At 52.4% G+C, this 23,871-nt stretch carries 29 protein-coding genes, 4 tRNA genes and 3 pseudogenes; 26 read left to right on the top strand and 10 right to left on the bottom strand.

What is annotated here, in order from left to right; all coding sequences use genetic code 11:
• The first annotated feature begins 231 nt into the window (after window positions 1–231).
• Both A6764_RS11775 and A6764_RS11780 read left to right on the top strand, forming a co-directional pair.
• The gene (locus tag A6764_RS11775) at window positions 232–942 is read left to right on the top strand and encodes a cytochrome c biogenesis CcdA family protein (RefSeq protein WP_029099137.1); all 711 of its coding nucleotides are present in this window, start codon (window positions 232–234) and stop codon (window positions 940–942) included.
• 13 nt (window positions 943–955) lie between these two features.
• Entirely contained in the window at window positions 956–1,498 is a 543-nt protein-coding gene (locus tag A6764_RS11780) for a TlpA family protein disulfide reductase (RefSeq protein WP_065066439.1), read from the top strand.
• Window positions 1,499–1,652: 154 nt separating this feature from the next.
• On the opposite strand, the gene A6764_RS11785 is transcribed toward A6764_RS11780, so the two are convergent.
• Complete coding sequence (locus A6764_RS11785) at window positions 1,653–2,399, bottom strand: YwaF family protein (protein ID WP_065066438.1); 747 nt, start codon at window positions 2,397–2,399, stop codon at window positions 1,653–1,655.
• Between the two features lie 130 nt (window positions 2,400–2,529).
• Between A6764_RS11785 and A6764_RS11790 the strand changes: the two are divergent.
• The 3 genes and pseudogenes from A6764_RS11790 to A6764_RS11800 all read left to right on the top strand — a co-directional run.
• Window positions 2,530–2,787: pseudogene (locus A6764_RS11790) on the top strand (PadR family transcriptional regulator); the annotation flags it as partial.
• Window positions 2,784–2,984 (top strand): permease prefix domain 1-containing protein, encoded by a 201-nt coding sequence (locus A6764_RS11795; protein ID WP_083989725.1) that lies wholly within the window; start codon window positions 2,784–2,786, stop codon window positions 2,982–2,984. The pseudogene A6764_RS11790 and the gene A6764_RS11795, both read left to right, overlap by 4 nt.
• A 191-nt stretch (window positions 2,985–3,175) precedes the next feature.
• A complete protein-coding gene (locus A6764_RS11800; RefSeq protein ID WP_141669585.1) occupies window positions 3,176–3,631 on the top strand; it encodes a hypothetical protein in 456 nt (151 codons plus the stop codon).
• Between the two features lie 218 nt (window positions 3,632–3,849).
• Here the strand turns inward: A6764_RS11800 and A6764_RS11805 are convergent, their stop codons facing one another.
• Entirely contained in the window at window positions 3,850–5,028 is a 1,179-nt protein-coding gene (locus A6764_RS11805; protein WP_065066436.1) for a CapA family protein, read from the bottom strand.
• A 316-nt stretch (window positions 5,029–5,344) separates the two neighbouring features.
• On the opposite strand from A6764_RS11805, the gene A6764_RS11810 reads away from it, so the two are divergent.
• The 9 genes from A6764_RS11810 to A6764_RS11850 all read left to right on the top strand — a co-directional run bounded on the left by A6764_RS11810 (window position 5,345) and on the right by A6764_RS11850 (window position 9,929).
• Complete coding sequence (locus tag A6764_RS11810) at window positions 5,345–5,638, top strand: Mpo1-like protein (protein ID WP_029099143.1); 294 nt, start codon at window positions 5,345–5,347, stop codon at window positions 5,636–5,638.
• Between the two features lie 272 nt (window positions 5,639–5,910).
• Entirely contained in the window at window positions 5,911–6,111 is a 201-nt protein-coding gene (locus tag A6764_RS11815; protein ID WP_029099144.1) for a hypothetical protein, read from the top strand.
• A 337-nt stretch (window positions 6,112–6,448) separates the two neighbouring features.
• On the top strand, window positions 6,449–7,015 hold the full coding sequence (locus tag A6764_RS11820; protein ID WP_065066435.1) for a thioredoxin family protein: 567 nt from the start codon (window positions 6,449–6,451) through the stop codon (window positions 7,013–7,015).
• Window positions 7,016–7,370: 355 nt separating this feature from the next.
• Window positions 7,371–7,679 carry a hypothetical protein gene (locus A6764_RS11825; RefSeq protein ID WP_065066443.1) on the top strand — a complete coding sequence of 103 codons (309 nt, stop codon included), beginning with the start codon at window positions 7,371–7,373 and terminating at the stop codon, window positions 7,677–7,679.
• A 113-nt stretch (window positions 7,680–7,792) separates the two neighbouring features.
• Window positions 7,793–7,868: transfer RNA gene (locus A6764_RS11830), tRNA-Thr, on the top strand.
• A 13-nt stretch (window positions 7,869–7,881) separates the two neighbouring features.
• Window positions 7,882–7,966, top strand: a tRNA-Tyr gene (locus A6764_RS11835).
• Between the two features lie 42 nt (window positions 7,967–8,008).
• Window positions 8,009–8,094, top strand: a tRNA-Leu gene (locus tag A6764_RS11840).
• Between the two features lie 27 nt (window positions 8,095–8,121).
• Window positions 8,122–8,195: transfer RNA gene (locus A6764_RS11845), tRNA-Gly, on the top strand.
• A gap of 507 nt (window positions 8,196–8,702) precedes the next feature.
• Window positions 8,703–9,929 (top strand): IS256 family transposase, encoded by a 1,227-nt coding sequence (locus A6764_RS11850; protein ID WP_065068428.1) that lies wholly within the window; start codon window positions 8,703–8,705, stop codon window positions 9,927–9,929.
• A gap of 34 nt (window positions 9,930–9,963) precedes the next feature.
• On the opposite strand, the pseudogene A6764_RS11855 reads toward A6764_RS11850, so the two are convergent.
• A pseudogene (locus tag A6764_RS11855) lies at window positions 9,964–10,158 on the bottom strand (GAF domain-containing protein); the annotation flags it as partial.
• A gap of 230 nt (window positions 10,159–10,388) precedes the next feature.
• Complete coding sequence (locus A6764_RS11860) at window positions 10,389–10,676, bottom strand: DUF6440 family protein (RefSeq protein ID WP_065066433.1); 288 nt, start codon at window positions 10,674–10,676, stop codon at window positions 10,389–10,391.
• Window positions 10,677–10,990: 314 nt separating this feature from the next.
• On the opposite strand from A6764_RS11860, the gene A6764_RS11865 reads away from it, so the two are divergent.
• The 4 genes and pseudogenes from A6764_RS11865 to tnpC form a co-directional block, all read left to right on the top strand.
• Window positions 10,991–11,200, top strand: coding sequence for a GNAT family N-acetyltransferase (locus A6764_RS11865; protein WP_255309597.1), 210 nt, complete (start codon window positions 10,991–10,993; stop codon window positions 11,198–11,200).
• 98 nt (window positions 11,201–11,298) lie between these two features.
• Complete coding sequence (gene tnpA / locus A6764_RS22420; protein WP_413541990.1) at window positions 11,299–11,568, top strand: IS66 family insertion sequence element accessory protein TnpA; 270 nt, start codon at window positions 11,299–11,301, stop codon at window positions 11,566–11,568.
• Window positions 11,562–11,978 carry an IS66 family insertion sequence element accessory protein TnpB gene (gene tnpB / locus A6764_RS11870; protein WP_083989723.1) on the top strand — a complete coding sequence of 139 codons (417 nt, stop codon included), beginning with the start codon at window positions 11,562–11,564 and terminating at the stop codon, window positions 11,976–11,978. Before tnpA ends, tnpB begins: the two co-directional genes overlap by 7 nt.
• 4 nt (window positions 11,979–11,982) lie before the next feature.
• Window positions 11,983–13,432: pseudogene (gene tnpC, locus A6764_RS11875) on the top strand (IS66 family transposase); the annotation flags it as partial.
• Between the two features lie 140 nt (window positions 13,433–13,572).
• Here tnpC and A6764_RS22425 read toward each other — a convergent pair.
• The gene (locus A6764_RS22425) at window positions 13,573–13,758 is read right to left on the bottom strand and encodes a DUF6199 family natural product biosynthesis protein (RefSeq protein WP_065066434.1); all 186 of its coding nucleotides are present in this window, start codon (window positions 13,756–13,758) and stop codon (window positions 13,573–13,575) included.
• 183 nt (window positions 13,759–13,941) lie between these two features.
• Window positions 13,942–14,208, bottom strand: coding sequence for a hypothetical protein (locus A6764_RS11880; protein WP_141669584.1), 267 nt, complete (start codon window positions 14,206–14,208; stop codon window positions 13,942–13,944).
• Between the two features lie 112 nt (window positions 14,209–14,320).
• Here A6764_RS11880 and A6764_RS11885 point away from each other — a divergent pair, with 112 nt between their 5' ends.
• From A6764_RS11885 to A6764_RS11900, 4 genes are all read left to right on the top strand, one after another.
• A complete protein-coding gene (locus A6764_RS11885; RefSeq protein WP_065066432.1) occupies window positions 14,321–14,527 on the top strand; it encodes a hypothetical protein in 207 nt (68 codons plus the stop codon).
• Between the two features lie 221 nt (window positions 14,528–14,748).
• Window positions 14,749–15,036 carry a hypothetical protein gene (locus A6764_RS11890; protein WP_065066431.1) on the top strand — a complete coding sequence of 96 codons (288 nt, stop codon included), beginning with the start codon at window positions 14,749–14,751 and terminating at the stop codon, window positions 15,034–15,036.
• On the top strand, window positions 15,033–15,827 hold the full coding sequence (locus A6764_RS11895) for a DUF817 domain-containing protein (RefSeq protein ID WP_035289447.1): 795 nt from the start codon (window positions 15,033–15,035) through the stop codon (window positions 15,825–15,827). The genes A6764_RS11890 and A6764_RS11895 overlap by 4 nt, the downstream gene beginning before the upstream one ends.
• A 205-nt stretch (window positions 15,828–16,032) precedes the next feature.
• Window positions 16,033–17,019, top strand: coding sequence for an NADPH:quinone oxidoreductase family protein (locus tag A6764_RS11900; RefSeq protein ID WP_029099149.1), 987 nt, complete (start codon window positions 16,033–16,035; stop codon window positions 17,017–17,019).
• A gap of 112 nt (window positions 17,020–17,131) precedes the next feature.
• Here A6764_RS11900 and A6764_RS11905 read toward each other — a convergent pair whose 3' ends face one another.
• On the bottom strand, window positions 17,132–17,578 hold the full coding sequence (locus tag A6764_RS11905; RefSeq protein ID WP_029099150.1) for a hypothetical protein: 447 nt from the start codon (window positions 17,576–17,578) through the stop codon (window positions 17,132–17,134).
• 398 nt (window positions 17,579–17,976) lie between these two features.
• Here A6764_RS11905 and A6764_RS11910 point away from each other — a divergent pair, with 398 nt between their 5' ends.
• The 3 genes from A6764_RS11910 to A6764_RS11920 all read left to right on the top strand — a co-directional run bounded on the left by A6764_RS11910 (window position 17,977) and on the right by A6764_RS11920 (window position 20,204).
• On the top strand, window positions 17,977–19,137 hold the full coding sequence (locus tag A6764_RS11910; protein WP_065066430.1) for an iron-containing alcohol dehydrogenase: 1,161 nt from the start codon (window positions 17,977–17,979) through the stop codon (window positions 19,135–19,137).
• A gap of 486 nt (window positions 19,138–19,623) precedes the next feature.
• Entirely contained in the window at window positions 19,624–19,866 is a 243-nt protein-coding gene (locus tag A6764_RS11915; RefSeq protein WP_065066429.1) for a LexA family protein, read from the top strand.
• Window positions 19,851–20,204 carry a hypothetical protein gene (locus A6764_RS11920; RefSeq protein ID WP_065066428.1) on the top strand — a complete coding sequence of 118 codons (354 nt, stop codon included), beginning with the start codon at window positions 19,851–19,853 and terminating at the stop codon, window positions 20,202–20,204. The genes A6764_RS11915 and A6764_RS11920 overlap by 16 nt, the downstream gene beginning before the upstream one ends.
• Before the next feature lie 93 nt (window positions 20,205–20,297).
• Here the strand turns inward: A6764_RS11920 and A6764_RS11925 are convergent, their stop codons facing one another.
• Together A6764_RS11925 and A6764_RS11930 are read right to left on the bottom strand one after the other, a co-directional pair.
• Window positions 20,298–20,462, bottom strand: a complete 165-nt coding sequence (locus tag A6764_RS11925; protein WP_176703217.1) for a hypothetical protein — start codon at window positions 20,460–20,462, stop codon at window positions 20,298–20,300.
• A 491-nt stretch (window positions 20,463–20,953) separates the two neighbouring features.
• Entirely contained in the window at window positions 20,954–21,745 is a 792-nt protein-coding gene (locus tag A6764_RS11930; RefSeq protein ID WP_065066427.1) for a DUF2935 domain-containing protein, read from the bottom strand.
• A 453-nt stretch (window positions 21,746–22,198) separates the two neighbouring features.
• Between A6764_RS11930 and A6764_RS11935 the strand changes: the two genes are divergently transcribed.
• Window positions 22,199–23,221 (top strand): Delta(5) desaturase DesA, encoded by a 1,023-nt coding sequence (locus A6764_RS11935; RefSeq protein WP_065066426.1) that lies wholly within the window; start codon window positions 22,199–22,201, stop codon window positions 23,219–23,221.
• A 267-nt stretch (window positions 23,222–23,488) separates the two neighbouring features.
• Here A6764_RS11935 and A6764_RS11940 read toward each other — a convergent pair whose 3' ends face one another.
• Window positions 23,489–23,713, bottom strand: coding sequence for a hypothetical protein (locus A6764_RS11940; protein WP_029099157.1), 225 nt, complete (start codon window positions 23,711–23,713; stop codon window positions 23,489–23,491).
• Between the last annotated feature and the right edge of the window lie 158 nt (window positions 23,714–23,871).

The raw sequence follows: 23,871 nt of genomic DNA on the forward strand, positions 1-23,871 counted from the left end.
CAGACCTCGTCCTGACTGACCCGCGGTGGGACGGATACATATCAACGAGAAAAAGACGGATGACTGCTTCATTCGTCTCTTTTGCATGGGAACGATCGGTCGAGAAAAGTTACCATAATGTATGTTATGTAAATAAAATTCCAACGTTTTTGAGGCAAAGTGTCCGAGCCACTTTTGGGACAAGGACCGCTTCCGTTACAATAGTACAAAACGCTGCCCTCGGAGGTATTTATGAGTGGAAATCTTTCCGTACTGCTGGCCTTTGGCGCGGGTTTTCTTTCCTTCATTTCCCCGTGCTGTCTGCCGCTCTACCCTTCGTTTTTGTCCTATGTGACCGGCATCACCATGGACGAGGTGAAGAAGGGGAGGGCGGTCTTTCAACGGCAGGCTTTGCTGCATACCTTGTTTTTCATTCTCGGTTTTTCCATCGTCTTTGTCGCGCTGGGACTGTCCACGTCCTGGCTGGGCAGTCTGTTCGCCGAGAAAAAAGACCTGATCCGCCAACTGGGCGGCATTCTCCTGGCGGTGATCGGCCTGATCCTGCTCGGTGTGTTCCAAATGGACTGGATGATGCGGACGTGGAAGGTTGATTTAAAATCCCGCCCGTTGGGGTATACTGGGTCCATACTGGTCGGCATCACCTATGCGGCGGGGTGGACGCCGTGTGTAGGTCCGATCCTCTCCGGCATCATCGTGCTGGGCGTGACCGATCCGACCCGTGCGCTGACCTACACGCTGGCCTACACCCTGGGGTTTGCCATCCCGTTCTTCCTCATGACGTTTTTCATCAGCAAGGTCGGAGCGATTGTCAAGTACTCGGACCGGCTGATGAAACTGGGCGGTGCAGTCATGGTCCTGTTCGGCATCTTGTTGTATACCGATAAGCTGACGGAAATCACCCGCGTCCTGATTCAACTGTACGGAGGCTTTACCGGATTCTAAACGAGGTGAAGAGATGAAAAGACTGCTGCTCGCAATGTTTGTAGCCCTCTCTGTCGGACTGGTCGTCTGGCCGCAAACGGGACAAAGCCCGACGGTCATGGCGGAACCGAAAGCGGAACAAAAGCCGGTAGAGGGTTACGAAGCCCCCCATTTCACCCTGACCGGGATGGACAAGCAGACGTACCAGCTCAACGGCAAGCGCAGCAAGCCGCTCATCCTGAATTTCTGGGCCTCCTGGTGCGGTCCGTGCCGGATGGAAGCCCCGGAACTGCGCAAGTTCTACCAGAAATTCGGACAGCAGGTGGATCTGTACGCCATCAACGTGACCAGTGACGACAGCGCGGACGGCGCGAAAACCTTTGTGCAGACGTACGAGCTGCCGTTTCCCGTGCCGATGGACATGACCGGCGAAGTCGCCAACCGTTACCGGATTCAGGCGTTTCCCACCACGTATCTGATCGATCGGCAGGGAATCGTCCGAAAAACCATCATCGGCATGATCGACGCGTCCGTTCTGGAGCAGGAAGTACGCAAACTGCTGGCCGAGAAGCCCTGACCGCTGCACATCGCGGCGGTTTTTCTTTTGGGCCACCCGGTCCTGCCGGAGCAGCCATTCACAGCCGCTCCTCCTTCCATTTGAAAGGCTGAACCTGGTGATACGTGTGGAGCCGATGGGGGTATCACGTCGGGGCGGTACGCGGCGCTTTTGTTCAGTCGGTCAGCCCGGCAGCGGCGGATGGTTTTACCCGTCTGCCCAGGGGGAACGGGAGGTAAAAAAGGTAAAACAACACGAGAGCCACCGCTTCAAGCGAGAGGATGTACCACGGATACGGTCCCAAATAGTCAAGCAGGCTGGGGTTGGCCGGTTTTTGGGAGAGAAACATGTAGTTGCCTCCCGTCACATGGTTGACCACCACAACGACGGGCAGGAGCAGGTTGAGAAAGCCCATCGCTTTCCACAGGGAGCGGTGGGTGGGCCGATACTGTTCCACCCAGGTCATGTGAAGACACGCCAGGATGATGGCCGCATGGGCGATAAAAAAGTGGAAAAAGCGAAAATGGGGAAAGGGATAAAACAGGTCGGGAGTAAGAAGCGCCTGCCCGGCTCCGCCCAGCCCCGTGAAATAGGTGACTTCGTACAGCCGGTAACTCTTTCTCACGAGCATCAGCACCGACAGCAAGAGCGACACGCTGCACAACTGCAGCGGCAGGGTATAGGCAGCCGACCAGCTCCCGGTCAGCACGTGCCACCACTGAAAGGAAAGTTCCGTCGCCAGGAGAAGGGCCGCGAGCGACAAACGGAGAACGCGGTTCGCCACGCGTTTCCTCCATTTGGCTCGGAAAAGGTACAGGATCAGCGCGGCACAGCACAAGAGTCCCAGTGCGGCCAGATGGGGAACGGAAAACAGGCGGAACGGTTCCCCGGTAATGGTGTAGGAAAGAAAAGGTGAAGTCATCGCGCATCCTCCCTGAAGGTGCCGGTTGGCCAATGTGACGGTCGGGTTCCTTTCATGGTGTCGGCTAACCAGATTGTAAAACATTCCGATTCATTCGACAAATCGGAGTGCCGGAGCCGTCACGATTCCCGAACAGGCGAAATGCGTTCGGAAAAAAAGCGGCGGACAATTCGAGATAAAGGAGGGAACACTGTATCTGTCGTTGAAGCGGCTGGAAAAACATAAATGGATTGAATCGTACTGGGGAGACGAGCAAGGTCCAGGCGGAAGACGAAAATATTATACCCTTACGTCGCTTGGGAAAGAGGCGTTCGAAGAAAAACGTGCGGAGTGGCAGTTTGTGAAAACCATGATGGATTCGTTTTTGGGAGGGGGAGAAACCACATGAAGCAAATTGAAGCATTTGTCGATTCGGTGTATCAACATGTAGGGAGGAATGAACAGGAAATACAAGAATTAAAGGATGAAATGAAAAGTCATTTGTTGGAAGCGTTTGACGAATTAAAACGAGAGGGAAAATCAGAGCAGGAAGCCATTGCGATTGCCATTGACCGTTTGGCGGGGAGAAAGAAAGGCGTGGTGTAGTTGGCCAATTGTTTACCACACAGAAAATATTTGCAAAACGGGTGCTTTCGATCGCAGTCACCATCTTTGTCCTTACTTCCATTGCATGTGGAGTGTAATGGGCAGTTGACGACGGACATCGGAAGGAAAACCTCGCTGTCGCGGAACAAATAGTCGGAATGTTAGGAAAGAAAGAGGCGATTTCCGACGACATGAAACAGGACATAAAAACCTTGGTACATGAGAAAGAACAGATTGTCCACGTTCAAATCTATCACATGGATGATGTGAAAAGGGAAAACGAAACGGGCATCCACTCCTACCATCGAAATGAAGCGATACCCGCCTACCAGTACGAAAAATCGGTATCGGCGCCTGATTGGATGCTGATGGACCTGGGGTATGATATTGGCGGTGCCGACTGGTACGTGCATATGGAATCAAAGCGGATTTTTCCGGTGATCCCCTTTGTGTTCTTTGTAGGTGCTGCGATTTACGCGACATTGTTCACGATTTGGGCATCGATCAATGCGTATCATCATGGCCGGTTGCACATGGGGTGGATCCTTGTCTTTGCCTTCTGTAACGTGTTGGGGTATTTGGTTTACGAGTGGATGGGGAAACGGGCAGCCAGAAACGAATGGAGATGGCGTCCCCTGCATGAATGAAAGGTGCTTCGATACGTACATGAAAAGGAGCCTGGATTCCCGGCTCCTTTTTTGCGGTCATACGTCGGCGCGGGGCGTAAACGGGGCCGCCCCGAATGCGCCTTGGCTTGTGTCCGGTGGGGAAAGACCGAGCGGATGCCGGAAACCCGCTGCACGATTCGGGGATGCTTGCGTTCCGGAGAGGGTTGCGTGCGGGCGGGGTGTTTCCTGCCGCGTGTTCATTGCGCCGTCTGGGCAGTCCCGTCGTGCACGCTGCCGTCCGGGTCGATCCTGACATGGGTCGAGATGGATTCGATCCGCTTGAGCAGGTGGGCGCCGTCCGCCTCGTTCATCGGCACCGCCTGACCCAACTCCGCGTGGTACGGCAGCATCTTCAGGGTGCAGGCTCCCTGTTTCGTGCACGTCGCCTGCAGCACCATGGTCTCCCAGGTTTTCGGCTCCGCGGCACGCGTAAAAATGAAATTGCCCAAACTGTACGCGATCCACTTGTCGCGGTACGATTCGAACCCCTGCAGTACGTGCGGATGACCGCCGACGACAAGATCGGCGCCGGCGTCGATGTAGGCGCGGGCCAGCTCCTTTTGGTGATCGACGGGGACATCCACTTTCTCCTTGCCCCAATGAGCGATCACGACGACGAGGTCGGCCTCGGGTCGTGCCGTGCGAATCGCTTCCACAGCGCGGGTCGGGTCGTACGAGACGGCGAGCCCCGGCTTGTTTTTGCCGGCGTACCAACTGACTTCCGGAACAACCCGGCTGAAGCCGAAGAACGCGATGGTGATGCCGTTTCGTTCGACAAACACCGGAGCGTACGCGCGGGCTGCATCTGCGCCGGCGCCGACATAGGCGATCCCGTTTTCATCCAGTACGCGAAACGTGTCAAGCAGGCCTTGTACGCCCTGGTCCATGGAATGGTTGTTCGCCAGGTTGACCAGGTCAATCCCGGCCGCTTTCATCGCCGGAACCGCTTCCGGCGGCGACTTGTACACAAAGGTCTTGGCAGCGGGCGTACCGCGCGTGGTCACGGGTGTTTCCAAATTGGCGACGGTAAAATCATCCTGCTGAAACAGCGATGTTACGTGCACAAACGGAAAATCGAAGCCGTTCTCCCTCAACCTCGTTTCCACGTGGCCGGACATCATGGTGTCTCCCGCAAAGCTGAGCGTGACGGTCGGCTCGCCGCCGCTGTCGATGCCTGCCGGTGCCTCGCCGGCTTGTTCCGATTGACCGCTTCCGCTCTGTTGGGGAGTCTCCCTGTGCGGATTCTCCATCCGATACAACCCGAAGAACAGAAGGAACAGCACGCCGAGCATGACGCCGTTGAGCGTCATGTACAAGCGTCTGCGCCGTTTTTTCCTCTGTTCGGCCTTGACCCGTTCCGTTCTGGTCCGATCCATCGCTCTCCCACCTGTAACATCACGGTTTTTCTCTGACAGCACACGCTTCCTCATTATACCATCCTTTACCGCGATCCCCAATGAAAAGCGGCCTATGACGGCCAATATGATGCGCAAGTCCTCCGTTCACGAGCGACCGTATGGTTCCACCCGGCCGTCTTTCCCGTTACCAAAGAATCGTCCATCCGGTCATGAGGCCCAGATGGGGAGACGAATGGGCGATCCGTCGTGGGAAAGCAGCGAAAATACGGCAGTGAACGGCTTCCAAGGCAGCACCCCAAAGTGTTAGAATATTGAAAAAAAGGAGGTCTTTCACATGGAGGAAAAGGTGTCCTTTTTGGAACGGTACAAGCGCGACCACCAGCATCCCGTCAACAAGCTGACCCACGCGTTCGGCATTCCCATGATCGTCATTTCCCTGCCGCTCTTTTTCTGGAGCTGGAAGTGGGCGCTCGGCCTGTTCATCGTCGGGTGGATCTTCCAATTTGTCGGTCACTACGTAGAGGGGAATCCTCCCTCCTTTCTGAAAAATCCCGTCTTTCTGCTGATCGGACCGTGGTGGATTCTGAAGCGGCTGTGGGGGTTTCTCACCGGCCAGCCGTACCGGTGAGGAGGTAATCCACAGCGGACCGGGGTCATGACGAACGGCCGGAGGCGCTTGCTGCGCGCCGGCTGTTTTGTGCCGACACCGTCATGGCGAGACACCGGGCGAACCAAAACCGTGCCGCATCTATTCCGCTCCGGGCGAACCGAAACCGGGCGCATCTTTTCCGCTCCCGGCCCAATTTCCGGCGGGTCTCTCCGTTTTGTGTCCTTGCCTAAAGAACAGGGTTGTTCTCCTTCATACAATAAATCGATCCAGGGACGGAGGGGGGAGAACGGATGGCAAAACCGAAAAAGGCAAAGACGAATCGGGAATCCCGGCAGCATCCCAACCAGTTGAATCTGAAAATCGTCACGTCCGAGACCTGTAAAGTGTGCAAGCAGCCGTGCGCTCGAGGGATGGCGTACGTCGACAAGATGTCGCGCCCGGGGGCGATCGGCTGCGGTGTGCCCTGCATTCTTACGGCTCCCCGGTCTTGATGGAAACGACAGCGCTATCCCGCGCTGTTTGTTTTTTTGGGGGATGGTCTGGAATGAAGGCGACGGCAGGAAAACCTCGCACGGGACGAGCCCTGGTGCCGGTGCCGCCATCCGCGCAGGCGAAAGGCCGATGCAATCGGGGGCGAACAGTTGCAGACGGAGAGCGATGGTCCCTGCGCTGGCTCTGCAGGCCGGGGCAGGACTTGTTTTGGGGAGATGAGAGCTTTCCTGGCCGCAAAAGCCGCGGGGATCTTCGCTGCGTGCGGGGAGAAAGAGGATTTTCGTTCGGCCGTGTGGAAAGCTAGAACGGTACAGTGGAAATCGAGGAGGGGAAACCATGACGGTCAATGTGGCCCACAAGTTTGGAAGCGGATTGAAGCCCCAGGCGTTCATGGACACCATGAGCAAAAACAAGGAAGCCTTTGCCGGGTGGTATCAGGCATTTTCCTGGCCGAGTGAAGAGGAGCGGCAGTTTTTCGCCTCGCTGCGCCACCGTGACGACCTGCGCTGTCTGATTTTGGCCGCCGATTGGTGCGGAGACGTCGTGCGCAATGTGCCCGTCTTGTTCCGCGCGTTGGAAGAGACGGAAATGCCTGTGGAAGTACTGGTGATGGAAGAACATCTCGATCTGATGGACCAGTTTCTCACCATGGGCGGCAGAGCGATTCCCATCGCCATCTTTGCCGACACGGGCGGCCATGTGCTGGGGAAATGGGGACCGCGCCCGCAGCACGTCCAAGCCGTAATGGTTGCCTTCAAACAGCAAAACCCGGACCGCAGCGCGCCGGATTACGAGGAAAAAATCAAGATTGCCCGCGCGGAGATGCTGGAGAAGTACGGCGAGGGAACGGGGTACCAGGCGGTGATTGTCAAAGAACTGAAAGAACTGCTTTCCTCGATCTAGGTGAAAGATGGGCTTCCGGCCGCAACGTGGGGAGGTTCTCTTTCTCTTGCAAGTCCGGTATCGGAACGTATCTGATTTGCGTGCCGGCTGCCCGATGCAGCAAAGAACAACTTCCCCCAAGCCCCGGTCGTTCATCTGGGGACAATAGAGCGACAGAGGGGTTCTTGCGATGGGAGAGCAAACGGGACGGGAGACGCGGCGATCCCGTCTTTCTTTGCGGCAATGAAAGGGCACGCCGGCGCGCTGACCTCAACAGGAAAACGCTGCCCCGACAGTGTAGCGGCCGTACTGAAATCCTCCGGCCAGGCGCGAAACGCGAAACACGACCGGAGGTGCAGCAGAAGGGATGACGATCATGCATTACTACGGAAATGAGACGATTATGTCCCTGGAACAAGTGCTCCGCCTGAAACCAGGGGAAATTCGCATTCTGGAATGGGTACGTACCTATGAGTTCGTGGAGAATCAATGGGGCGTGGACGAGCCGGTCCCGCACTTTCTGGAGATCAAGTGCGAATCGGACGGCGTCCGCATCCGCAAGAACCGCATCACCGATTTTCCCGACTTCGTATGCGAAGCGGAGCAGGTGTTCCCCGACGTGGAGCAGGCGCTGCCGGTTTTTCACGAGTGGGCGAGACGCATTCTCGAAGAACAGGGGAAGTGAAATTTTCTCGGAAATTTTCTATTGACATGCGATAGTTTAATATGATAGATTTAAAAGCGTCTCCTCCTTTTTCACTGAGGATAAAAATGGGAAATGGGAGAGGGCGCTTACCTGCCGGTGTAGCTCAATTGGTAGAGCACCTGACTTGTAATCAGGGGGTTGTGGGTTCGATTCCTATCGCCGGCACCACGGGCATTCATACGGGGAGATAGCGAAGTGGCTAAACGCGGCAGACTGTAAATCTGCTCCCTCTGGGTTCGGCGGTTCGAATCCGTCTCTCCCCACCATTGACGATTTCTCACCAATCTGCTATAACAATATACAGACGTGCCGGTGTGGCGGAATGGCAGACGCGACGGACTCAAAATCCGTTTCCAGCAATGGAGTGGGGGTTCAAGTCCCTTCACCGGCACCATCTTCCCAGCCCAATCCTCTCGCCGATGCGGGTGTAGTTCAATGGTAGAACTCCAGCTTCCCAAGCTGGCGGCGTGGGTTCGATTCCCATCACCCGCTCCATACGAAAAGCCTTGAGAAATCAAGGCTTTTTCTTATTTTCACGGTGAGTGTGTGATGTCAAAAATGACTCGTTGGGGACGAATTGGGGACGGATTTCTTCGGGTCATATTTTTCGAGTGCTGCCGCCACCTCTTTACTTACTTTTTTCGTATCGATCTCGTACATGCCAACGGTGCTTCTGGCTATCTGTAACGGCTATTGGAGTTTACACAAAATCATTGACAGACCCTTTTGATGAGCTTTTTGGTAGTAAATCAGATCATTTCTTATCTTGTTAAACATCCTTGTCACCCAGATTAAGTTATTGATGGCTCAATACAAATTTAACACAACACCCAATTAACTCATCGTTTTTTATAATCGCCAATACGATTTCTGATTGAGATGCAGTTGAGTCCATATAATTGTGTAAAAACGGAGTCTCTTTAAAATAAGAGAGCCATTTCAAAAAACCCTCGGTTAGAATGAAGTTGTCCAGACAACATTCCAGGAGAGGGGATTTTGAAAATGGCTCATTACCAGATTACTGTAGATTCGCAGCTTTTGCAGCAACTATTTCTCGGAAATTCGCAGGATTCGGGGGTGGCCAAGCTGCTGGAATCGGTATTGAATCAGGTATTGCAGGCCCAGGCTACGGAACAGCTTTCTGCGGAACCGTACGAACGTACAGATGAACGTCAAGGTTATCGAAACGGTACATATCCTCATCAATTGACCACGCGTGTGGGAACGGTCACCCTTCGGGTGCCACGAATTCGAAACGGAAAGTTCTCGACAGAAATGTTTGCCCGCTATCAGCGAAGTGAACAAGCCTTGGTTTTAGCTCTCATGGAAATGGTGGTGAATGGGGTATCAACTCGAAAAGTTGCCCAAATCACGGAGGAACTGTGTGGAACCGAATTCTCTAAGTCTACTGTTTCCGACCTGTGTAAACGCCTGGATCCGATTGTAACGGCTTGGAACAACCGAAATCTACGAGAGAGCTTCTATCCATTTCTCATTGTAGATGCCCTCGTTTTAAAGGTGCGTGAAGAGGGGCGTGTACGCTCTCGTGGCGTGATGTTGGCCTACGGGGTGAATAAGGAAGGCTACCGAGAAGTCCTTGGACTGATGCTTGGAGATAGTGAATCAGAGGCCAGTTGGAGTGAGTTTTTTAGCTGGCTGAAAGATCGAGGCTTGCGAGGCGTAGAACTGATTGTGTCCGATCAACATGGTGGGCTCGTACGAGCCATTCGTACTCATTTTCAAGGGGTGACGTGGCAACGGTGTCAGACTCATTTTATGCGAAATATTCTTGACGCCACCCCCAAGCAGCTGCAGGAGGAGTTGTATCCCCGTGTTCGTGCGATTTTGGATGCCCCTGATCTTGAAACGGCACGGTTGTTGTTGCAACAAACGGTGGAAATATACGAGGCCAAAGCTACAAAGGCGATTTCGGTTTTGGAGAATGGTTTTGATGATGCCACAGCCATTCTTCTGCTGCCCGAAAAGTACCGTAAACGACTTCGGACAACAAATGGCATGGAGCGACTCAACGAAGAAATTCGACGACGAGAACGTGTCATTCGCATTTTTCCTAACCGTGAATCGGTTATTCGCCTAATCGGAGCTTTGCTTATGGAGATAGACGAAAAATGGGCAAGTGGCAAAAAGTATCTCGATATGGCAGAGTATTTGGAATGGCGAGAAACTCAGGCAACAAAAGCGGTGTCTAAAGTGACTCGCATTGGCTAATTTATTTCTCTACCGAGGGGAATTTACACACAAATACGGACTTGATCTGAGATGCGGCATCACAAGCAATATGACCAGGAAATAAGTTAACATCATCTACTCGAATGGTTTCCCGTTTACTTGCTGCGGTGCCACATACTCCTTTTCCGAAAGGGATACGCACACATGCAGGGAGTCCTTTAAATGGCCCATGCACCAGCTCATTTCCATCATTGAGATAAAAACCGACGGGTGGCAGACGCCGGCGCAGATCGCAAACAAGATAGGATACCACACGGCATCTTACCAATCTTCCTCTCAAGGCCCTAATGCGCGAGGGATTGGTCAAAAAGAAACCTGATACACGGGGGCAGTACCGACTGACTCTGGGAGGGGCCGCGATCAAGGACAAGGTAGCACACGAAACACACCGGTAAAAAGAAAAAGTCCTCAATGCAAACGAGGACTTAGCCAAAAAGCTTAATATAGTTTTCCGGTATACAGTAGCGGTTTTCCAGTTTGGTCGACGATTAATGTAATATCTCCCGAAGTTGATTGCATGTATTGAACTTTAGTTCTTTTATCGACAATGATTTTGGGGTGGTCTGGTTTTTCTGGATCTTGAAACATGTTAAAAGGGCTTGGCTGACCAACAATTTGGAATTCCTTTTGGTTTGCATTAGCTACCTTCTCATTAAACAGAGGGGATACCAAATTTCCGGCAAGAAATGCAAATGTGAATCCTAGAAAAATTAAGGTCTTCTTCATGAATATCAATCCCTTCACAAAATTATTTTGGATGTTATTAGCAGTCAGTATATTAGACGACAAAGTGAATAAAATGTTTCACTTGTCACATGATTTGTAAAATTAGCGGGTAAGACAGGCAGAAATGAGAGATATCGTTGAAATGGCTGAGTTGATGGGGCAGTTGGGATATCCTACTACGGCTAAAGACATGGAGCACGCTACAAAAATATTAGCGCAGATCCACGTTACTATACTATGGTCGCTGAGTATGAAGGAAAAGTTGTGGACTGTGTGTAGGTTATTTTTACGAACATAACGGAAGCTATGTTCGAATCGTCGCTTTAGTTGTTGACTCAAAAATCAGAAACCAGGGTATAGGTAAAATGCTGGTAAATGAAGCGGAAAAATGGGCAAAAGAACAAGGCGCCATCTCTATCGGATTGAATAGTGGAAATCGGAAAGAGAGGCAAAATGCGCATCGTTTTTACGTAAGCGTCAAATCCTACCCACCTTCAACATCCCAAAAACCTGTGAGATCATGAGGGCATCCTAATCCGGGAGGTTACCTCATGAATGCCAAAGAACAACGCCGCCACGAGTGCTTGCGCGTATCACGGATTTTCGGGCAAGCGGCCTTACAATTTCTGCTTGGTGCGCTGCAAATCAATGTTCAATCAGCCAAATGAAATATTGGCTCTACAAATCGAAAATTGGCAAATCATCGCCTGCATCCACAGGGTCGGCTCCTGCTGCACGTTTTGTGCCGCTTTCCGTAACCGACCAAACAGGTGCTCCTCTTTCTGCGCCATTGCTTGTCGTTCGCATTGGCCAAGTCAGCATCGAGCTTCACCCTGGCTTCAACCCGAAACTGCTGCGTGAAGTCGTTCATGCGCTGAAGTCATCATGTTGACGCTATCCGGCGCCCAGCGTGTTTATTTGGCTTGCGGATCAACTGATTTACGCAAATCCATCGACGGACTGGCCGCACTCGTTCAACAGGGCTTCGGCCTCGACCCATTCTCTCCCTATCTCTTTGTGTTCTGCAACCGTGCGCGGAATAAGCTCAAGATTTTGTACTGGGATCATAATGGCTTTTGGCTCTTTTATCGCCGACTGGAACGCGGCAGGTTTCAGTGGCCGACCGGCAAAGAGGGTACGGTGACGGTCTCCAGCCGAGAGCTTCGCTGGCTTTTGGACGGACTTGCGCTCAGCCAGCGGCAGGCGGAAAGTCCTAGCCGAAACCGTGATTTAGCAACAATTGTTTTTCTTGTTTCGTCGTATTTACCGACAGGGTTGGCGGATGTCCTATCGAATATATAACCCTATGGAAAATCGAGCGAAAACCAGACCGACAAACGAATCACTTAAGCAGCAAGTTGTAACGCTGGAGCAACAAAACGCCGAACTGTCTGCCAAGCTCAAATGGTACGAAGAGCAGTTCCGTCTGGCTCAGCAAAAGCGCTTTGGCGCCTCCAGCGAGAAAACGCATCCGGATCAAATGCAGCTCAATCTGTTCAATGAAGCCGAAGTGCTGGCGACGCCTGAAGGACAAGAGCATTACGTACGAGCGCCGCAAACAAACCGGCAAGCGCGAAACCGATTTGGAAAAGCTGCCGGTTGAGACCGTAACGCATGAGCTTGGGGAAGCGGAACAAATATGTGTGTGCTGCGGCCGTGCGCTTCACGAAATGAGCACCGAGACGCGTAACGAAATCAAGGTCATCCCGGCCGAAGTCAAAGTCGTACGGCATGTGCGCAAGGTATATGCTTGCCGCCGCTGCGAGCGTGAGGAAATCCAGACGCCTTTCGTGACGGCTCCGATGCCAAAGCCGGTCTACCCGGGAAGTTTGGCGTCCCCTTCGAGCATGGCGTATGTCATGATCAGGAAATATGTGGAAAGCCAGCCGCTGTACCGGCAGGAGCAACAGTTTGCCCGCATGGGGCTGACGATCTCTCGGCAGACAATGGCAAACTGGATGATGTACGGGGCGGACAAGTGGTTGTTGCTCTTAACAAGCCGCATGAAGGAGCATCTGCTGAGCCAGGACATCCTGCACGCCGATGAGACGATACTGCAGGTGCTGCGGGAGCCGGGAAAATCCGCTGAAACACAGTCATATCTGTGGCTGTATCGCACCGGACGCATGGGACCGCCAATCGTCTTGTACGATTACCAGCCATCGCGCGGCGGCGAGCATCCCCGAAACTTTCTGGCGGGATTTAGAGGCTATCTGCACGTGGACGGGTATCCCGGCTATCACAAGGTGCAGGGCGTAACGCTGGTCGGATGCTGGGCGCACGCCAGGCGCAAGTTTGACGAGGCGCTGAAGGGGCTGCCCGCCAGTGAATCTACATCTGAAACAACCGCCCAGCTAGGATTGCAATTTTGCAATCAACTGTTTGCCGTTGAGCGGGAACTGAAAAAAGTCTCGCCGGAAGAACGCCGTAACGTCCGAATGGAGCGAAGCAAGCCTGTTTTGGACGCTTATTTGGCATGGCTGCGTCAGCAGCAATCCGAACACTTCCCAAAAGTCTGCTGGGACAGGCGATTGCCTTCAGCTTGAATCAGTGGGACAAGCTGAAGGCGTTCTTGCAAGATGGACGGCTCGAACCGCAGCGAGCGTTCGATTAAGCCGTTTGTGATCGGACGCAAGAACTGGCTTTTTGCGAATACGCCTCGCGGAGCCAAGGCCAGCGCCGTCATCTACAGTGTGATTGAAACCGCGAAAGAAAATGGGCTTAGCCCATACAAGTATCTGACGTACCTATTCGTTGACGAAATCATTTTATCTGCTGTTTGCGCGGATCAAACTTGTCCAGCTTGGATGCAGTCTCCTTTGCCGTGGATACCATGTAAACCGTGGTCAGAGCTTGAGATGCTTTATGGCCATTTCACACATTGCTCAACGTGTCATCAACGGGAGACGAGGTATATACCGACAACAAGAGCAAATACCCGGAAGATTCTGCCAAAGATGGTGACGGCATCTGACGGCTCTCCATCTTTGAATGTCCATCCTTGCGTTAGAAACCACAAGATTTGCGGAGAGATGATGGACAACAGGCCATGCAGAATGAGAAGTACACCAAAAAGGAACATGTTGGCCTCCTTTGGATCATGATAACTACTTTCATGTTACGTTTTTTTGCATGAAACGTTTCGATAGGTTTCGGGTTCTGCTACTTCCAAATACACGGAGGAATGCAAAAAGCCGGACTAACCAGTATAGTCCGGCATTCCTTTCTAAACTTGCTCCATTATTTGAAGAAGAACATGATTGCGTTATGCTTTCTTTTTAAACGCTCGTATAACAGAACGAATCGAAGTATAGAAAAGCAGGACCCAGCCGATCAATATGCCGTAACCGATAATCAATATCAGGATTGGCACGTATTTTGGAGTACTTGGTGAATCAGTAGAAAAACCTGCCATCAGCAGTGGAATGGCAAAAAGCGCCCACGCTGAAGAACCAAGTAGAATCAGGCATCCCCCTGTTAAAACAATCACGATCCAAGCCCATATAGGTTGTTTTCTCTTATTCGTACTCATTGTGAGAACTCTCTCCAGTTGAATGTTGAAAAAATTTGGCAATGGTTTTAAAAGATAGTGTAAATGATTAAGTTCCGTAACACAACCCGATAGGATGGATGGAGGTACGGGAATGGGGATGAAAGTCGGAACGTACGATTCGGACAGTCAGGAGAAGCGGATCAAAGCCGTCCATATCCCGATTACTCAACAGACCAAGAAGGTGCAAAAGGCGGTGTGCCATCACAATCATGAAGCATTGAGCCAAGCGGGAGGACGAACCGGATGCATTTCACTGGACCATCAAGAACGCGGGCTGATTTCCCACAACAGTACCTGAGGCCGTCAGAAGATTGTTTCGACAACGACGCTGCTATCCTATGACAATCACGGTTCCGGCAAGAAATGAGCCGGCCATGATCCTGGGGGACACGGGAAATATAGGAAAGTCGGGAAAGAACGTTCGCGCCACTGGTACCACACGGCGAAACCATGGTAAAATCAACGTGGAAAAATAGAAACCATCTGCTATGAGGAAGAAAACAGAAAAGAGGAAAAAGGATGCAAGCACTCGAATCGCCGCAATGGTTGCATGAATACCTGCCAGACGACCTGCCGGTTAGCGAAAGCCGTTTCGCCGTCAATCATGCTGTTCACGGGGTGGAACAGAATCGCAAGGAGCAGATCCCCAAGGCGCAGGATCTTTCTTTGCAACGGGATCTGTCCAATGAAACAAACGTACACGCCGGTTCCCCCGATGCCCGACTGTACGCCGGATGCGGGAGAGTCGGGTACCCCGATGACCTTCCGGCAGCAGCCCACACATCTGCGGGTGAGGTTATCACATGAGACGGTTTGTTCGGCTTCTTCTGCACTTTACCTATCAGGAGGCGATGTCCTGCCTCTTTCCGGTTTTCATTTTCGCTGCCCTGGCATTGTCCAAGCTCGTCGCCATACCGGGTCTTCCCCGATACGACCTGCTGCTCCTGCTTTGCCTGGCATTTCAGGTGCTGATGGTGAAAAGCGGGTTGGAAACAAAGGACGAGCTCAAGGTCATTACCGTGTTTCACTTGATCGGCCTGATACTGGAGGTGTTCAAGGTGCACATGGGGTCCTGGTCGTATCCGGAAGAGGCCTACACGAAGATATTTGGCGTGCCTCTCTACAGCGGTTTTATGTACGCAAGCGTGGCCAGCTATCTGTGCCAGGCGTGGCGCCGTCTGGAGGTCGATATCATGGGCCGGCCGCATCATTTGTTCGTCGTGACGCTCGGGGCTGCCATCTATCTAAACTTTTTTACCCATCATTATGTTTGGGACATGCGCTGGGTGTTGACCGCCGCTATCTTCGTGGTGTTCTGGCGTACCCGCGTCACCTTTCGCGTGGCCGAAGAACGCCTGTGGATGCCGCTGCCCCTGTCGTTTTTCTTGATCGGCTTTTTTATCTGGATTGCCGAAAACATCGCGACGTTTTTCGGTGCCTGGCGTTATCCGCATCAGCGGGAAGGATGGGAGCTGGTGCACCTGAGCAAGATCAGCTCCTGGTTTTTGCTTGTGATCGTCAGCTTTATCATCGTGGCTGAACTAAAGTACGTCAAGCAGCAGCTCGTGCAGCACTCCTCTCAGGACAAGCCGGTGTAGTCTCCCCGGTAAAAACCTCCAGCCGGTAACGAAATGGACGATGATCAAGGCGTGCGCAACCGGTGCTGTCGGCACAAATGTATTGCCGAACCAGACATGCTGCAATGCGCACGCCTTTCCGTCCACATTTCATTTCATGAAGGGAATTGTTTCGTTTGGTAGAATAAGACCATCGTAGACGATATGTTCTGGCGGGGTGAAACCATTGACGACTCATTTTCGTGCATTGGTGGTTGAAAAGACGGAAGATTCATTATCCTTGAACGTAAAAGAATTGACCTTCGACGATTTGCCGCACGGTGACGTCACCATTCGGGTCGCGTATTCAAGCGTCAACTATAAAGACGGTCTTGCATGCACTCCGAATGGCCGGATCGTCAAATCATACCCGTTTGTTCCGGGCATCGATTTGGCCGGCACGGTTGCGGCATCGCGCGATCCCCGTTTCCGCGAAGGGGACGACGTGATTGTCACGGGTTACGAACTGGGGGTGTCCCATTTTGGCGGATTCAGTGAATACGCCCGCGTGCCGGCCGACTGGGTTGTGAAACTGCCGCAGGGGCTGACCTTGAAAGAAGCGATGGCACTCGGTACGGCGGGCTTTACGGCGGGACTGTCCATCCAACGGTTGGAAGAACACGGGGTGAATCCGGATCGGGGACCTGTTCTTGTAACGGGTGCGACTGGCGGGGTTGGCAGCACAGCAGTGGCGATGCTGGCCAAGAACGGCTATCATGTGGCAGCAAGCACGGGAAAAGCGTCTGAACATGAGTATTTACATAAGATTGGAGCAGCGGAAATCCTCAGTCGTGACGAGCTGACCGACACCCGTCCATTGCAAAAAGAGCGGTGGTCGGCTGCTGTGGATCCGGTTGGCGGAAAAACCCTGGCCTCTGTCGTAAGCTCCATCAAATACGGGGGATCTGTTGCGCTCAGCGGACTGGCAGGCGGATCGGAATTTGCCGGTACGGTATTTCCCTTTATCCTGAGGGGCGTCAATCTGCTGGGAATCGATTCGGTCTACTGCCCGATGGACGTCCGTGTGAAGCTGTGGGAGCGATTGGCGGAGGATCTCAAGCCGGAGAACCTGTTGGACAGCATCGGATACGAAATCGCACTGGATGAGATTCCCTTGGCCGTCTCCGCCATCCTAAAAGGGGACGTGCGCGGAAGAACCATTGTTCGCTTGTAAGCGAATCACATGCCTTGACACCTAACGCTGTCGGGCAGTTCGTCAGGAAAACCTGCCTCCTGCGCGGAGGCAGGTTTTTTTGCCAACACATCCGTTCCGTTTGAAGCATCGTTTATTCCTTCGATCCGGTTCGGACATGGATGCACGCTGCTGCCGCAACACTTACCAGAACAGACAAGGGGAATGTCAATAGGTACGCATTTGTAAAATAGGGAACGGCTTCGGCGCTGACGAACATCATGACATTTTCCCACGTGACACGGTTCCCTTCCACCGCGACAAAGCAGGCGCCAATCAGAAAAATCAGAAACTTTTCCGAGATGGCGGGGACCATACTGATCCACACGGCTGCTCTTGTTGCTCCTCGTTTATGAGAGATCCCTGCGTAAAGACCACCAACAAGATACGGGATGACCACCATAACAGAGCCTATGACCAGTCCCGAAATGTCTCGATACCGGTCAATCGGCAGCTTCGTGATAGCGGTGTACATCCATGACGTAAGGAATAGGGTAACAAAATAGGAACCTGTAATGACATACCAGCCATTTTTTATCACCGCGAGCCCCCCTTGGAACTGGAGTTCATACCGTATGACGAACGGATCGTCTATTTGGTTACGTGAACAACGAAGCGGTTCGGGAGAGAAATGGAAGGGATACGCTTGACGAAAGGAAAGGGTGCATCTACGGAAACCTCATCCCACGCGAAGATAGAAGTCACGTCGAAAAATATTTTCGAACGCCTGAAGCAAGAGAACGAGACATTTCCAAACATTTGTTACGAATAGGGAACGAGTGTTTTCCCAAGGAAAGGAGTTTTCGTATGGCGTTTTCTGTTCGTTTCACATTTTTGTTCCCTTCAATAAGCCGAATATTTCAAATTTTTGTGGAAACCCTCTTTCCCAGCCTGTATGATGGTACTGACACGAGCTTGTAGAAATCGGGAGGAAACCGGATGAATGCCTTTCACTACTATTGCTCCACGCGTATTGAAATGGGGATGGGCAGGGCTCTCCACCTGCCGGACCTGCTGCTTTCCCTGCAGGTCGGCTCGTCCATTTTGCTGGTCAGCGACCCCGGCGTGATCCGCGCGGGCCTGGTCGAACCGATCCAGACAGCTTTGGAGGAAGCGGGCTTTGCCGTGTCGCTGTTTGCGTCGCTCAGCCAAAATCCGCGGGATACGGAATGCTTGGCGGGAGCGGAACAATTCCGTGACAGCGGCGCCGACATGGTGTTGGCCATCGGCGGGGGAAGCGCCATGGACACGGGGAAAACGATCGCGCTGTGCGGACCAAATGGCGGAACTCCCGCCGATTACGCGGACGGACGGCTTCCCTACGCGAACATTGCCCCGATCATTTGCGTCCCCACTACAGCCGGGACGGGATCGGAAGTGACCCGCTCCGCAGTCATCACCGAGTCGGCCACCCACCGAAAAATGACGCTCAAACACGCCGCCTTGCGCCCAACGCTCGCCGTGCTTGATCCCAGCCTGACGCTCAGCGTTCCGCCCGCCGTCACCGCTGCCACCGGCGTCGACGCCTTGGTTCACGCCATCGAGGGGTATACCTGCAAAGTGACCAATCCGATCTCGCAAGCCCTCGGCGCCCGCGCGATGCAGACGATTGTCTCCGCACTGCCGGCTGCTTATGCAGATGGTCGGAACGAAGAGGCCCGTGCCGCCATGCTGGAGGGCAGTCTGCTGGCGGGGCTCTGTTTTGGCTCGGCGGATGTCGCGGCTGTGCACTGTCTGGCGGAAGCGCTCGGCGGGCTATACGACACGCCCCACGGCGTCGCGAATGCGGTATTTTTGCCTCATGTGCTTCGGTTCAACGCTGCGGAAAACAAGCCGATGCACGCCAGACTGGCGCGTTACATGGGGTTTGCCGCCGATGCCGACGCGGACGAGCTCGCCGTCGAAAAGCTGATTGACGGCATCGAGGCCTTTACGCACGGCCTGGGCATTCCAAAGCTGAAGGACTTGCCGGGTGTCCGCAAAGAGGACTTCCCGCGGATCGTGGAGCTGTCGGTGCAAAACGGCTCCACGCCAAGCAATGTGCGGACGATTACGGCGAAGGATTACCTGCGCATTCTGGAGGAGGCGTATCGGTCGTAAGAAGGACGGAAACAATTGCCGGTAAAAGTCCCCGGGTGCTTCAAAAATACAGTACAGCGGAAAAAAGGGGAAAGGGAGTTCCTCGAGGGAATACCGGAGCCCCAATGGTTCCAGGCTAACAGCGATTCTAAAGCGCTGCATATCTGACGCAATCAACACGTTGGCCGAAGATTGTTTTCCATCACTTGCTCCACTGGTAGTGGGGCATTTTTTCTTGCATGTTCGCCTCATGTTCGCATATAATACAAACAAACGTTCGCATTCACGAGGGGGGAACGACTATGCTCGGGAACTTGCAGCGCTATATGAACAGCGGTCAGCTTGTCGAGATCATCTATGTGGATCGCCACGGGCGAACGTCGAAGCGAACCGTCCGGATCCATGAGATCAGCAGGGGGAATGTGAAAGCCTACTGTTTTGCGCGTCGGGCGTTTCGCGTATTTTCCGTTGACAACATCCTTGCCGCTGTGCCAGTGGTGAAACATCGTGCTGCAGGATATTGAACGGAAGGTGCTCCGTATCATCGCCAACTTTTCCGTTGGTCGTCGGCGCACCCCGACGGTGGACGAACTGTGCGTGAAAACCGGCCGCAGCCGCGGCGGCGTCATGGAAGTACTGGCCGCCTTGGCACGGAAAGCGTACATCGAATGGGATCGATCACGCCCGGACGACATCAAGCTGCTGGAAGCGTGGGAACGAAAGGAGACATCAAGATGGAGCGGAAGATAGAGGATTGGTTCGGATCCATGCGGATGGTACAGCCGGAACAGAAAACAGAAAGCCGGCGTGTGAACGCGGATGAGGTGCTCGCAGGGAGACCAGTTGTCGATGAGATCGACTATGATGAGAACTGTTTTCGTATCTATGACTCAACGCAGTACGATTACGCGATCAACGTTACATGGTTCCGGGAAATGTACGGAGGACGCGGCGTGTTTGAAACGGCATGGGGGATCGTAAAGCAGATTGACCCGGACGAACGTCGGTTCCTGCTGGTCAGTGATTGGGATTCTGTGTGGATTCGGGTAGAGGATGTCGTGCGCGTGACGAAATCGTTCACCGGTTAAGCTGGCCGCATCATGGAAGAAAGCCGCGGAGGCGGCGCAGATCGTCCGGACGATTCGGTTTTGTCCGTCTCTTCGCAGACCGGGAGATTTCGATCAATGTTCATCTTTCTTCACCAAAACAACAATCATAAAGGTTGCAATGGGGCCGAGTAACAGGGAGAGGAAAAACCATAAAAGTCCGCTTTGATTTTTTGTCTGGGCCAATCCGGCATTGATCAGCGCCAAGGTTCCCCAGCCAACCGCATACTCTTTCGCCATAAAAGCACACACCTTTTTTGGTCATTCCCATTCACCTTACAACAAATCTCTCAATTGGTCAAATGTTGCAAATTGTGGGAGGTAATAAAGTGATAAACGTCCGAATATAACTATCCGGACATTTGGTGATCAGAAGCAGCGGCGGCGGCGACGGAAACAGCAGCGGCGGCGACGACGTCTGAAACAGAATGACATAATACCACCTCTTTCGTGTTTGATACTTTATTGTATGAATAATCGCTAGAAATGATTGGACGAACCATGAAGACAAAATGTCCATTTTGTTGTTGAAGGAACTTTCCCCTCAACCTAATCTGGTTTTCACGCTGGAACGAAACCGACTTTTTCCATAATGTGTAATCGGAGAGGGCAAATTGCAGCAAGAAAGTGGAAAGGAGGATCATCAAGGCTGCCCTTTTTGAAAAAAGGAAAACCCCCAATGTGGGGGCATATCGTGAATGTTTACAGACGGATAAGACGAGACGATCTATTTATTTCGAGGAGGACAAAGCCAACTCTAATGAATCCAATATTTCGAGGAAGTGTGATGCTTCTCTGAATACATGATCAGCGAGCAGCGGTGGGATAATGCTTTTTATTCTGCATGCCTCAATCAGATCACGAGCTGTCTTCTTGAAGTCACGTAATTGACGAACAGAAACCCGATTTTGATCTACAAATTGATCAAGGAGAGGAAGGGTTTGGGACTGAGGTCGCATGGAATTGAGGTCAATCGCTTGAAAAAGGAGTTGATCAAAGTCGTGGCTAAACTCACGAGCCTGTTCTACAAGTTTTCTTTCGGAAGGATCAAGTAAGTGGTTGATAAATTTGGCGTGGTCGGCCATGATTCTTAGGAAGAATACATTTTCATTAATGATGGCATCGGGTAAGGGATCAAGGGTTCCCGTATTTAATTGCTCTAATCGCTTCATGAAATATGCAGCTTCCCTGCTGACATGATCGACCAACAACGGAAAATTGTTCCCTCCAATCCTGCAACGAATAATCAAGTCAAGTACTTTTCGTTTGAACTTCCAAATGTGACAAACCGCATTGTGAACGGTATTGTTAAAATCGAAAATTCTTTGCGGGTCTACATCCGGTGAGAGGGAAAGGGCCTGATTTTCAATGTCTTCAAAAATGGTGTAAAACCGGTTTGCTTCGTCGATTAATTTGGTATCGTCACAATGAAACCCTAATTTAAGGAAAAGAGAATGTTCTTTCATGATTCTCGACCAAAATCTGATTTCATCTAACGACCTATCAACAAATGCATCTGCCATACGGCGCCTCCCCCATGTATTTTTGTGTCGCATAGCGCAAACGCGGCACACTAAGAATGGACAGACTTTCCAAACCTCGATTTCGCATCTGCAGACGACTCCTCCTGTATTTGTAAGTACGATATATCTCTATGTATGTACCCAGAGCATGGAATGGGCTCACGCCTACATCAACGTAAGGGATATAAGCCCAATTCGTAAAAGAAAGCCCCAGGAAATGGCTGCGGATGATGAGACGGTTTGACGGTATGAACTGCCTTCGATAAGTGGAAAAAGCTGTGTTTTTTAAGGAATTCTATGATATGATTCAAACATGCTTTGAGAAGGGTACAGGTTGGTTCATTGGGGATGCGTAACAGACATCGTGGAATTTTCAGGACGTGATGGAAACTTGAACGATTTTCAGCATACGATACCTACAGAATGGAATCGGAGAGGGGAAGATCTATACGAATGTCTCATGAGGAACAAGCCGGATGGCGAAAAGACATCGCACCTTACGAAAGACCACGTGTGAAGTACAGTGTTTGGCAGATCATCAATACCCTGTTGCCTTTTTTTCTGCTCTGGTACGCCGCCTATCTGAGTCTGTCGGTTTCCTATTGGCTTACCCTTGCACTGGCCATTCTTGCCGGTGGATTTTTGATACGGATTTTCATCATTTTTCATGATTGCTGTCATCAATCGTACTTCAAAAATCGGGCGGCAAATAAGATTGTCGGGACGTTCACCGGCATTCTGACCTGCTGCCCTTATTCCCAATGGCAGCACAGCCACGCCGTTCATCACGCCACCAACGGCAACTTGGATCGGCGGGGGACGGGGGATATTTGGACGCTTACGGTGGAGGAATATGTGTCGTCGCCTCTGCTGCGACGCTTGGCATACCGGCTATACCGTAATCCGCTCATCATGTTTGGCGTAGGCCCGATCTACATTTTTCTGATCGCGTATCGGTTTAACCGAAAACGAGCCGGGCTGAAGGAACGCATCAACACCTACGTGACAAACCTTGGCATCGCTGCGGTGGCTGGATTGCTTTGCTGGACAGTAGGATGGCAAGCGTTTCTCCTGGTTCACGGCCCGATTTTTTTCCTTTCCGGTATGGTCGGCATCTGGCTTTTTTACGTCCAGCACCAGTTTGAGCAGTCGTATTTTGAAGAGGAAGAAAATTGGGACTACGTGAAGGCAGCCCTGCAGGGGAGTTCTTTCTACAAGCTGCCGAAGGTCCTGCGCTGGTTCACCGGAAATATCGGCTTTCACCATATTCACCATTTGAGCCCGCGGATCCCCAACTATTACCTGGAAGCGGTTCACAGGAATCACCCGCGTTTTCAGGAAGTACATACCCTGACGCTCCTGTCCAGCCTGCGATCGCTCCGTTTCCGATTGTGGAACGAGTGCAGCAAGACATTTGTGGGATTCAAGGATTTGAAGCAAATTTCGGCCAAGCGCAACGAAACGGATTCCATTTGAAAAAGCAGCACATGAGTAACGGCCGTCTCGTCAAATTATCCCTTCGATGCAGACCGTACGGGAAAAGCCCCTTTATCGTTTGACGCGGCCCCTGTTAAGCGGGCATGCCCCCTGGAGTTATCCGTTTCCGCTGTGGACAGGGCTCCGTTCGATCCCCGGCCTGACAAAGACAAGTATTGCCGCCGGTCCATTTTTCGTCCATGCGAGGCTTTGGATGGGACCCGGCAGACGGCAGGTTGCCAAAACATGGTTGGCAAGGGGGCCGCGCTAATCCGGATACCGTTCTCCGTCACCGCCAAAGAGGGTCCGCACCTTCGCGTACGTTCTCATGGTCAGGTGGGGAAACACAATGGCCAGTTCCCCCTCGTTCAGGTGGAGGGGAGAGCCCGGCGATTCGACGACGTACGGGATGTTCATCACCTCCAGTGCCCGCGTATACTCCCACGCGTCGTCCCAGTTTGTAACGTAGTACGTCGATTTGTTATCCAACATGGTCCACGCTCCTTTACGCGTTAGTATGCCCCAACGGGGATGGAAGCAAGCAGAAATAGCCCTTCTGATGAAACGGAGAGGATTGTGATTTCCCGGAAATAATTCTCGTGCTGACCGCGCATAGTAAGAGTGTGTCTGTCCGATCCATCCCCGGCTGA

The organism is Brevibacillus sp. WF146 (assembly GCF_001673705.2).
GTDB classification, from domain to species: Bacteria; Bacillota; Bacilli; order Brevibacillales; family Brevibacillaceae; genus Brevibacillus; species Brevibacillus thermoruber.

What these genes read in the sequence shown, in the direction of transcription:
- A6764_RS11940 (WP_029099157.1), bottom strand. Translation starts at nt 23,713, where the DNA reads ATGTTGGATAACAAATCGACGTACTACGTTACAAACTGGGACGACGCG.
- A6764_RS11850 (WP_065068428.1), top strand. Translation starts at nt 8,703, where the DNA reads ATGGCTCATTACCAGATTACTGTAGATTCGCAGCTTTTGCAGCAACTA.
- tnpB (WP_083989723.1), top strand. Translation starts at nt 11,562, where the DNA reads ATGTTGACGCTATCCGGCGCCCAGCGTGTTTATTTGGCTTGCGGATCA.
- A6764_RS11785 (WP_065066438.1), bottom strand. Translation starts at nt 2,399, where the DNA reads ATGACTTCACCTTTTCTTTCCTACACCATTACCGGGGAACCGTTCCGC.
- A6764_RS11860 (WP_065066433.1), bottom strand. Translation starts at nt 10,676, where the DNA reads ATGAAGAAGACCTTAATTTTTCTAGGATTCACATTTGCATTTCTTGCC.
- A6764_RS11795 (WP_083989725.1), top strand. Translation starts at nt 2,784, where the DNA reads ATGAAGCAAATTGAAGCATTTGTCGATTCGGTGTATCAACATGTAGGG.
- A6764_RS11780 (WP_065066439.1), top strand. Translation starts at nt 956, where the DNA reads ATGAAAAGACTGCTGCTCGCAATGTTTGTAGCCCTCTCTGTCGGACTG.
- A6764_RS11775 (WP_029099137.1), top strand. Translation starts at nt 232, where the DNA reads ATGAGTGGAAATCTTTCCGTACTGCTGGCCTTTGGCGCGGGTTTTCTT.
- A6764_RS11810 (WP_029099143.1), top strand. Translation starts at nt 5,345, where the DNA reads ATGGAGGAAAAGGTGTCCTTTTTGGAACGGTACAAGCGCGACCACCAG.
- A6764_RS11890 (WP_065066431.1), top strand. Translation starts at nt 14,749, where the DNA reads ATGCAAGCACTCGAATCGCCGCAATGGTTGCATGAATACCTGCCAGAC.
- A6764_RS11820 (WP_065066435.1), top strand. Translation starts at nt 6,449, where the DNA reads ATGACGGTCAATGTGGCCCACAAGTTTGGAAGCGGATTGAAGCCCCAG.
- A6764_RS11935 (WP_065066426.1), top strand. Translation starts at nt 22,199, where the DNA reads ATGTCTCATGAGGAACAAGCCGGATGGCGAAAAGACATCGCACCTTAC.
- A6764_RS11910 (WP_065066430.1), top strand. Translation starts at nt 17,977, where the DNA reads ATGAATGCCTTTCACTACTATTGCTCCACGCGTATTGAAATGGGGATG.
- A6764_RS11895 (WP_035289447.1), top strand. Translation starts at nt 15,033, where the DNA reads ATGAGACGGTTTGTTCGGCTTCTTCTGCACTTTACCTATCAGGAGGCG.
- A6764_RS11800 (WP_141669585.1), top strand. Translation starts at nt 3,176, where the DNA reads ATGAAACAGGACATAAAAACCTTGGTACATGAGAAAGAACAGATTGTC.
- A6764_RS11885 (WP_065066432.1), top strand. Translation starts at nt 14,321, where the DNA reads ATGGGGATGAAAGTCGGAACGTACGATTCGGACAGTCAGGAGAAGCGG.
- A6764_RS11825 (WP_065066443.1), top strand. Translation starts at nt 7,371, where the DNA reads ATGCATTACTACGGAAATGAGACGATTATGTCCCTGGAACAAGTGCTC.
- A6764_RS11920 (WP_065066428.1), top strand. Translation starts at nt 19,851, where the DNA reads ATGGAGCGGAAGATAGAGGATTGGTTCGGATCCATGCGGATGGTACAG.
- A6764_RS11925 (WP_176703217.1), bottom strand. Translation starts at nt 20,462, where the DNA reads ATGGCGAAAGAGTATGCGGTTGGCTGGGGAACCTTGGCGCTGATCAAT.
- A6764_RS11805 (WP_065066436.1), bottom strand. Translation starts at nt 5,028, where the DNA reads ATGGATCGGACCAGAACGGAACGGGTCAAGGCCGAACAGAGGAAAAAA.
- A6764_RS11815 (WP_029099144.1), top strand. Translation starts at nt 5,911, where the DNA reads ATGGCAAAACCGAAAAAGGCAAAGACGAATCGGGAATCCCGGCAGCAT.
- A6764_RS11880 (WP_141669584.1), bottom strand. Translation starts at nt 14,208, where the DNA reads ATGAGTACGAATAAGAGAAAACAACCTATATGGGCTTGGATCGTGATT.
- A6764_RS11930 (WP_065066427.1), bottom strand. Translation starts at nt 21,745, where the DNA reads ATGGCAGATGCATTTGTTGATAGGTCGTTAGATGAAATCAGATTTTGG.
- A6764_RS22425 (WP_065066434.1), bottom strand. Translation starts at nt 13,758, where the DNA reads ATGTTCCTTTTTGGTGTACTTCTCATTCTGCATGGCCTGTTGTCCATC.